This is a genomic window from Serratia sp. CY29653, from assembly GCF_052169255.1.
GTDB lineage: Bacteria > Pseudomonadota > Gammaproteobacteria > Enterobacterales > Enterobacteriaceae > Serratia > Serratia sarumanii.
Genome location: NZ_JBJNLC010000001.1, coordinates 2,795,602 through 2,803,507, shown reverse-complemented (window position 1 = coordinate 2,803,507; position 7,906 = coordinate 2,795,602). Strand labels below are relative to the sequence as shown.

Genomic DNA, 7,906 nt, shown 5'->3' with positions numbered 1-7,906 from the left:
GCAATAGCGCGGTGGTCCCACCTGACCCCATGCCGAACTCAGAAGTGAAACGCCGTAGCGCCGATGGTAGTGTGGGGTCTCCCCATGCGAGAGTAGGACACTGCCAGGCATCAAATAAACGTTATCAGCGTGACGACTGGTAATGCGCAAATCGCAGCGCGCGATATTGCCGGCATCGAAAGATGCAACGTAAAAGAATCGGTGGAGCGGTAGTTCAGTTGGTTAGAATACCTGCCTGTCACGCAGGGGGTCGCGGGTTCGAGCCCCGTCCGTTCCGCCACTTAATTGATAAGCCCTGAGTCTCTGACTCAGGGCTTTTTCATATGCAAAATTCATAAAGCCTCGTCGAATTTGTCGCCCTTCCTGCCGCTTTTTCTCAATATTGTTGCCTGTTGGTCAAAAGTATTATGCCGAACCTGGCGTTTTTGCTCACTAAAAATATTGCCATACTCTCTCGCATCGTTATTTATCCACTAATGAGAGAGTAAATATTGTGAGCATCCCTGCATTTGGTTTAGGTACTTTCCGCCTTCAGGATCAGGTCGTTATCGACTCTGTGAGCACGGCACTGGAATTGGGCTATCGGGCTATCGATACCGCACAGATCTATGAAAACGAAGCGGCCGTCGGCCAGGCTATCGCCGCTAGCGGTGTGCCGCGTGACGAGTTGTTCATCACAACCAAGATCTGGATCGCGAATCTGGCTAAGGGCGCCTTAATTCCCAGTCTGCGAGACAGCTTGGCCAAGCTGCAGACCCCGTATGTCGATCTGACGCTGATTCACTGGCCATCGCCAAATGATGAGGTGCCTGTCGCAGAGTTTATGGCTGAACTGCTGGAAGCCAAGCGATTGGGGCTGACCCGTCAGATTGGTGTATCTAATTTCACCATCGATCTGATGCAGCAGGCGATTGATGCGGTTGGCGCCGATCAGATTGCGACTAATCAGATCGAACTGTCACCGTTCTTGCAGAATGAAAAAGTGGTGGCGTTCGCACGGCAACATGGTATCGCCATCACCTCTTATATGACGCTGGCGTATGGCAAAGCGTTGCAGGATGAGATGATCAAAAGCATTGCCGCCCGTCACAATGCGACGCCGGCACAGGTGGTTCTGGCCTGGGCGTTGAAGCTGGGCTACGCGGTGATCCCTTCTTCGACCAAGCGCGAAAACCTGGAAAGCAACCTGTTAGCGCAGCAACTGACGCTGAGTGACGAAGATATGGTGCAGATTGCGGCGCTTGAAAGCAACGGCCGATTGGTCAGCCCGGAAGGCCTGGCCCCTAACTGGGATTAATCTCTGGACATCATGATGTCAGGCGCCCCAAGAGGGCGCCTTTTTATCGCTTTAGCCGCTCGCTGATAAAATCGATAAAGCTGCGCAGGCGATTACTGACAGCGCTATCGCTGTAGTACACCGCGTTGATCGGCATTTCGAGTGGCAGCGTGTCTCCTACCAGAAGGGGAACCAGGTTCCCGCGTTTGACGTCTTCATCACTCATAAAGTCCGACAGGCAGGCGATGCCGTTGCCGTGCAGGCACAGGTGGCGCTGGGTTTCGCCGCTGTTGGTGGTCAGCCCCGGAACGATCTCCAGTTGTCGACCATCGGCACAGGTCAGCGGCCAGCGGTTCAGATTGGGCAGATCGTTAAAGCCGATGCAGCAATGGTGCTCCAGGTCGGCTACCGTCTTTGGCGCGCTATATTGCGCCAAGTAGGCGGGGGAGGCCAGGATGCGTCGATAGCTGGCCATCAGCTTGCGCGCTTTCAGCGTAGAGTCCGTCAGCTCGCCGACGCGGATTGCGATATCCACTTTTCGTTCGATCAAATTGATGAAGTTTTCCGAAGAGACCAGCGACAGGGACATTTCCGGATAGCGTTCACGAAACTCGGCGACCAGCGGCGTCAACAGATGCAAGACGACCGGCGTTGCGGCATCGACGCGCAGCAGCCCCTGCGGGCGTTGACGGCTTTCCATCAACGCATTTTCCGCTGCGGCCATATCGCTCAACACTTTCTGCACCTGCCGAAAGTAGTTTTCGCCTTCTTGGGTCAGACTGATTTGGCGTGTCGTGCGGTTGAGCAGGGTTACCCCCAGCTTGCTCTCCAGCTTTTTTACCGTTCGACTGACCACGGAGTTGGCCTGCTGCAGGCGCTCCGCCGCCCGGCTGAAGCTGCCGCTTTCCACTACGGTGACGAAGGTGATAAGCTCGTCCGAATTCGCTTTCATTTTTGCTCCAAAGGCAAACTCTGTTCTAAATTTTTAGCGATTTCGTCATTTAAACACGTCGGAGCATCGTCGTCACCCACAGGAATCTGATTGCGCATATTCCTGTTTCTCCGTCTGCATTTTGCTGGCCCTTTCGCATTTTTCACCTCTGCTGCATCACCTTTACACTGCTATACCCTCAGAAGATTGAAATCGCCGCAGGCGGCCCCTATAACTGAAAAGGTTATGCCTGTAAAAGCCATGCCGTCTGTGCGGGGCAGGCGTATAATCAATTCACCGTTGGCGAAGTCTTCATCGCCAGTTTCATGCTAAAGGGTTATAGGCGAATCGCGTGCCGAAACGAACTTATGCAATGAGGTATGTTGCAGGCCAGCCAGTTGAGCGAATCTTTCCTGGCGCCGTTAATCAGCCGTTGCCGCCAGGGGCGGCGCTGCCGACGACCGGCGCCTTGCGCGTTATGGTGTGGAATATTTTCAAACAGCAGCGAGCCGACTGGCTTTCGGTGCTGAAAAACCATGGCAAAGATGCGCAGCTGGTGCTGTTGCAAGAAGCGCAAACTACGCCGGAGCTGGTGAGCTACGCTACCGCCAACTATCTGGCGGCCGATCAGGTGCCGGCCTTTGTGTTGCCGCAGCACCCTTCCGGCGTGATGACGCTGGCGGCCGCTCATCCGGTTTACTGCTGCCCGCTGCGCGAGCGAGAGCCGCTGCTGCGGCTGTCCAAGTCGGCCCTGATCACCGTTTATCCGCTGTACAACGGCGAGCTGTTGATGGTTGTGAACATCCATGCGGTGAACTTTAGTCTGGGAGTCGACGTCTACAGCAAGCAGCTGGGGCCGATCGGCGAGCAGATCGCCAGCCACCGGGGGCCGGTGATCATGGCCGGGGACTTCAACGCCTGGAGCCGCAAACGTATCAATGCCTTGTATGACTTTGCCGGTGAGATGGCGCTGCGCGAAGTGAGCTTCGCCGACGATCACCGCCGTAAGGCTTTTGGCCGCCCGCTGGACTTCGTGTTTTATCGCAATCTTGGGGTCGTAGAGGCGTCGGTACTGGTGACCAGCGCGTCGGATCACAATCCGCTGTTGGTGGAGTTCCACCCGGAAAAAGATTCTCCCGTCTGGTGAATCGCAGGCAATAAAAAAGCACCCCGAAGGGTGCTTTTTTTGTGCCGGAAACTTAGGTATCCGGCGTCAGCTTGTTGCCGACAAACAGGGTCAACTTCAGACCGGGTTGAAGGCTGTTGCCTTTACCGAGCGTTGAATTCCAACGCATCACGTCGTTAATATCGACGCCGTGACGACGTGCGATACTGGCAAGCGAATCACCTTTACGAACCTGATAGGTAATACTGCTGTTACCGCCAGTATTGCTGGCCACTTGCAGGGTTTGCCCAACTTTTATGGCGCTCTTGGCGCGTAAGTTGTTCCAACTCTGCAAATCGCTGGTCTTAACGTTCAGCCGCTTGGCAATGCCCGATAAGGTGTCGCCGGAGCGCACTTTATATGAACTGCCACCGGTCAAACCGCTGTTCTTCGCCAACTGCGTCGTTGGCTGAGTCACGGCGATCTGGCCATCGGCCAGCGAGTCTTTCAGTTGCTCGGCATGCCCTTTGGGAACCATGATGTAATGGGGCCCGTTGGGTGCCGTAACGCCTTTTTTGTAGCCTGGGTTATACGCTTTCATCTTGGTGACTGAAAGCCCCGCCATCTCAGCCGCCTGAGTCAGCTGGATCTGCTGCCCGACATCGATACGCGCCAGCGCACGGGTTTCATCCGTTTTCGGGAGTTTCACACCGTACTTCTTGCTGTTCTTGATGATGTCGCTCAGCGCCAGCATTTTCGGGACATAGATTGACGTTTCACGCGGAAGCGACAATGCCCAGAAATTGGTTGGCTTACCCTGGCGTTTGTTTGCCTTCACCGCTTGCATCACGCGGCCTTCACCACTGTTATAGGCGGCTACGGTCAGTAACCAGTCGCCGTTAAACATGCGGTTCAAGCGCTGCATCATGTTAAGCGCAGCGGTTGTCGAGGCGACGACATCGCGTCGACCGTCATACCACTGATTGTTTTTCAAACCATAATTGCGACCCGTTTGCGGCACGATTTGCCATAGCCCTGCGGCGTTGGCACTTGACGTGGCGTGGGGGTCAAAAGCGCTCTCCACTATGGGTAGCAGTACCAGTTCCATCGGCATATTACGTTTCTTAATCTGCCCGACTATCCAGTACATGTACGGCTCTGCCCGTAATGTTACATCGTGGAGATAGCTCTTACTTTTTAAGTACTTTCTTTTCTGATCACGGATCCGGGAATTTTCCGGAACCTCCATCTTCAGCTCGTCGCTAATGAAGTTCCACAGGTCCTGTTGCGCGGCGGGACTGTTGTTATCCAACCACCGCGCCGAGCTCGCTCGGCCATTTGCTGTGTACTCTCCTGCTTCACCATCTTGACCAGCTGAAGACAAACTCTGTGCATGCTGTTCTGGCGCCGGTGCGTCCTGCCTGGACGACTGGCAACCCACTAGCAAGACTGAGGCGAGAAATATCGCTTTAGCCTTCATGTGTGTGTCAATGTAGTTGCTTAAAAGACGAGCAATAATACTTTGCTTCGCCAAATAACACAACTAAAAGCTCAGAAGTTATCTTTCCGCAGGCGTAATTCGGAAAAAACTGAATGAAGGCTTTCCGGTGGTGAATTAAAGCCTAATTTCTTTTGTAAATCAGTGTCATGGCAACGTAAAAACAGGTTAATTTTGCGCTCTAATTGCAATGTGGTTGGCACGCTGGCTTGGCCTTTTGCCCTTAACGCTTCAACATGTTGTTGATATGTTTCAATCTCTCGATCTTCCGGCAAAATTGCCCGCGCAAACTTAAGATTTGAAAGAGTATATTCATGCGCGCAGCAAATTAAGGTGTTATCGGGAAGTTGCGCGAGTTGTTGAAATGAGTCGTACATTTGTTTGGCGCTGCCTTCAAACAGCCTGCCGCAGCCGGCGGAGAAAATTGTGTCGCCGCAGAACAGATAAGGGGCACTATAGAATGCCACATGGCCCAACGTATGGCCGGGGACGGCGATAGTCTTGTATTGGCGGCCATCGATGGCAAAGGTGTCGCCGTCGCGTACGATGTGGTTGGCGCCTTTGTCCGCGGTTTCTTGCGGCCCATAGACAGCCAGGCCGGGATATTGCGCCACGATCTGCGCCACACCGCCGACGTGATCGTGATGATGGTGGGTCAGCAGGATCGCCGCCGGCGTCAGCTGCAGGCGCTGCAGCGCTTCGAGCACCGGCTGCGCCTCACCCGGATCGACGATAATGCAGCGCCCCTGCCGGTCATCCAATAACCAAATGTAATTGTCCTGGAAGGCGGGAATGCTGATAAGATTCATGGTGTACCTCTCGTTGGCAACGGCTTGAAAGAAGATAATAAATCATGAAACCAGCCCATACTCTACAAAAGCTCACCGGCCCGCAGTCCTGGGCGGAGCTGCCGTGGGGGGAATACTATCGTGAAGCCCTCGAGCGGCAGTTGCAACCCTGGTGGCCAAAGCTGTTCGGTTTCCATCTGCTGAAGATGGGCATGCTCAGCGCCGAGCTGGCCACGGACAAATGCGCGATTTCCCATCAGGTCAACGTAGGGTTGGAGGGGGAAGGGCTGCAGGTGATCGCCGATGCTTATCAACTGCCGTTTGCCGCCAAGTCGGTGGATGCCTGCCTGTTGGCGCATACGCTGTCCTATGCGGACGATCCGCACCGCATGCTGCGTGAAGTAGACAGGGTGTTGATCGACGATGGCTGGTTGGTTATCAGCAGCTTCAATCCGTTCAGCCTGCTGGGATTGGGCAAACTGGTGCCCGGATTGCGTCGCCGCCAGCCCTATGTCAGCCGCATGTTTACCCAGATGCGGCTGCTGGATTGGCTCAGCCTGCTGAATTATGAGGTGTTGTACCAGGCGCGTTTTCACGTGCTGCCATGGCACCGCAAGGGCGGCAAGTTTTTATGCACTCATTTGCCGGCGCTGGGCTGCATGAGCGTGATTGTGGCGCGCAAACGCACCTTGCCGCTGACGCCCACGCCGATGAAACTGGGGGCGAGAAAACCTTCTCTCAGCCGCGCGGTGGGCGCGACCAAGAGCTATCGCAAACTGCCTTAGGCTTCCGGTTGGTAACCGACGTCTTCCTGCGTCGGCTTACCGGCCGCTTCGCGCGCCAGCACGTCACAACGTTCGTTCTCCGGGTGGCCGGCGTGGCCCTTGACCCATTCCCATTTCACCTCGTGGCGCTGAATGGCCAGATCCAACCGCTGCCACAGATCGACATTTTTGACCGGCTTCTTGTCGGCGGTTTTCCAGCCGCGCTTCTTCCAGTTATGGATCCAGCTGGTGATGCCCTGGCGCACATACTGGCTGTCGGTGCTGAGCGTCACGGCGCAGGGCACGGTCAGCGCTTCCAGCGCCACGATCGCCGCCATCATTTCCATGCGGTTATTGGTGGTCAGACGAAAACCCTCGCTGAAGGTTTTTTCCGTCTGCTTATAGCGTAATATCGCGCCGTAGCCACCGGGGCCGGGGTTGCCAAGGCAGGAGCCGTCGGTGAAAATTTCTACCTGTTTGAGCATCTCTGGTAGACTCTTCCTATCAGTTTTATAAAAGCCAAGTCTGACATAAACGAGCGCTGTGAGCACTGCAATATGATCTCTACAACCACCAGACAGATTGTCCTCGATACCGAAACCACCGGTATGAACAAGCTTGGGGTGCACTACGAAGGGCACCGCATCATCGAAATCGGTGCGGTGGAGGTGATTAACCGCCGCCTGACCGGGCGCAATTTCCACGTTTACATCAAGCCGGACAGGCTGGTGGATCCGGAAGCCTACGGCGTACACGGCATCAGCGACGATTTCCTGGCCGACAAGCCGACCTTCGATCAGGTTGCCGAGGAATTCCTCGACTTTATCCGCGGCGGCGAACTGGTGATCCATAACGCGGCGTTCGATATCGGCTTTATGGATCACGAATTCCGCATGCTGCAGCAGGGCATCCCGAAGACAGAGACCTTCTGCACCATCACCGACAGCCTGCTGATGGCGCGCCGCCTGTTCCCGGGCAAGCGCAACAACCTCGATGCCTTGTGCAGCCGTTATGAGATAGACAACAGCAAGCGTACGCTGCACGGCGCATTGCTCGATGCCGAGATCCTGGCGGAAGTCTATCTGGCGATGACCGGCGGTCAGACCTCGATAGCCTTCCAGATGGAGGGGGATACCCAGCAAAACGACGCCGCGCAAGAGATTCAGCGCATTGTCCGCCCGGCGACCGCGATGAAAGTGGTCTACGCCAGCGACGAAGAAGTGAAGGCGCACGAAGCGCGTCTGGATCTGGTGGCGAAGAAGGGCGGCAGTTGCCTGTGGCGCGGAGCGCCGGCCGAATAACGGCGTTTTTGCGTGAAAAAACCTCAGCGGATGAACCTTCGTTGAAAAACTGTGCAAACGGTTCATTTGGTGAGAAAAAGGCGTTGACGGAACCGAAAGGCGTCCGTAATATGCGCCTCGTTCCCCCGCAAGAGGGAATGGCGCGGAGCGGTAGTTCAGTTGGTTAGAATACCTGCCTGTCACGCAGGGGGTCGCGGGTTCGAGCCCCGTCCGTTCCGCCACTATTCAGAAGCCCTGAGTTAG

At 55.4% G+C, this 7,906-nt stretch carries 8 protein-coding genes, 2 tRNA genes and 1 rRNA gene; 7 read left to right on the top strand and 4 right to left on the bottom strand.

Annotated features, from left to right (window positions below):
- From rrf to dkgB, 3 genes are all read left to right on the top strand, one after another.
- A 5S ribosomal RNA gene (rrf, locus tag ACJ8HN_RS13605) occupies positions 1–109 on the top strand; the annotation flags it as partial.
- A 94-nt stretch (positions 110–203) separates the two neighbouring features.
- Positions 204–280: transfer RNA gene (locus ACJ8HN_RS13600), tRNA-Asp, on the top strand.
- Positions 281–493: 213 nt separating this feature from the next.
- Complete coding sequence (gene dkgB / locus ACJ8HN_RS13595; protein ID WP_442523535.1) at positions 494–1,297, top strand: 2,5-didehydrogluconate reductase DkgB; 804 nt, start codon at positions 494–496, stop codon at positions 1,295–1,297.
- Between the two features lie 43 nt (positions 1,298–1,340).
- On the opposite strand, the gene yafC is transcribed toward dkgB, so the two are convergent.
- Positions 1,341–2,228, bottom strand: a complete 888-nt coding sequence (gene yafC / locus ACJ8HN_RS13590) for a DNA-binding transcriptional regulator YafC (RefSeq protein WP_442523534.1) — start codon at positions 2,226–2,228, stop codon at positions 1,341–1,343.
- A 331-nt stretch (positions 2,229–2,559) separates the two neighbouring features.
- On the opposite strand from yafC, the gene ACJ8HN_RS13585 reads away from it, so the two are divergent.
- Entirely contained in the window at positions 2,560–3,354 is a 795-nt protein-coding gene (locus ACJ8HN_RS13585) for an endonuclease/exonuclease/phosphatase family protein (RefSeq protein WP_028127832.1), read from the top strand.
- A 52-nt stretch (positions 3,355–3,406) separates the two neighbouring features.
- Here the strand turns inward: ACJ8HN_RS13585 and mltD are convergent, their stop codons facing one another.
- A complete protein-coding gene (gene mltD / locus ACJ8HN_RS13580) occupies positions 3,407–4,792 on the bottom strand; it encodes a murein transglycosylase D (RefSeq protein WP_033653353.1) in 1,386 nt (461 codons plus the stop codon).
- Between the two features lie 71 nt (positions 4,793–4,863).
- The gene (gloB, locus tag ACJ8HN_RS13575; protein WP_086581019.1) at positions 4,864–5,619 is read right to left on the bottom strand and encodes a hydroxyacylglutathione hydrolase; all 756 of its coding nucleotides are present in this window, start codon (positions 5,617–5,619) and stop codon (positions 4,864–4,866) included.
- Between the two features lie 44 nt (positions 5,620–5,663).
- Between gloB and ACJ8HN_RS13570 the strand changes: the two genes are divergently transcribed.
- Complete coding sequence (locus ACJ8HN_RS13570; RefSeq protein ID WP_033637192.1) at positions 5,664–6,383, top strand: class I SAM-dependent methyltransferase; 720 nt, start codon at positions 5,664–5,666, stop codon at positions 6,381–6,383.
- Here ACJ8HN_RS13570 and rnhA read toward each other — a convergent pair.
- Positions 6,380–6,847, bottom strand: a complete 468-nt coding sequence (rnhA, locus tag ACJ8HN_RS13565; RefSeq protein WP_033649910.1) for a ribonuclease HI — start codon at positions 6,845–6,847, stop codon at positions 6,380–6,382. The genes ACJ8HN_RS13570 and rnhA overlap by 4 nt on opposite strands.
- Before the next feature lie 72 nt (positions 6,848–6,919).
- Here rnhA and dnaQ point away from each other — a divergent pair, with 72 nt between their 5' ends.
- Positions 6,920–7,663, top strand: a complete 744-nt coding sequence (dnaQ, locus tag ACJ8HN_RS13560; RefSeq protein WP_004930195.1) for a DNA polymerase III subunit epsilon — start codon at positions 6,920–6,922, stop codon at positions 7,661–7,663.
- 144 nt (positions 7,664–7,807) lie between these two features.
- Positions 7,808–7,884: transfer RNA gene (locus ACJ8HN_RS13555), tRNA-Asp, on the top strand.
- Positions 7,885–7,906: the final 22 nt, after the last annotated feature.

Bases quoted from the DNA above. Each gene is read 5' to 3' on its own strand.
- yafC (WP_442523534.1), bottom strand. From the start codon at position 2,228: ATGAAAGCGAATTCGGACGAGCTTATCACCTTCGTCACCGTAGTGGAA.
- mltD (WP_033653353.1), bottom strand. From the start codon at position 4,792: ATGAAGGCTAAAGCGATATTTCTCGCCTCAGTCTTGCTAGTGGGTTGC.
- gloB (WP_086581019.1), bottom strand. From the start codon at position 5,619: ATGAATCTTATCAGCATTCCCGCCTTCCAGGACAATTACATTTGGTTA.
- ACJ8HN_RS13570 (WP_033637192.1), top strand. From the start codon at position 5,664: ATGAAACCAGCCCATACTCTACAAAAGCTCACCGGCCCGCAGTCCTGG.
- rnhA (WP_033649910.1), bottom strand. From the start codon at position 6,847: ATGCTCAAACAGGTAGAAATTTTCACCGACGGCTCCTGCCTTGGCAAC.
- dnaQ (WP_004930195.1), top strand. From the start codon at position 6,920: ATGATCTCTACAACCACCAGACAGATTGTCCTCGATACCGAAACCACC.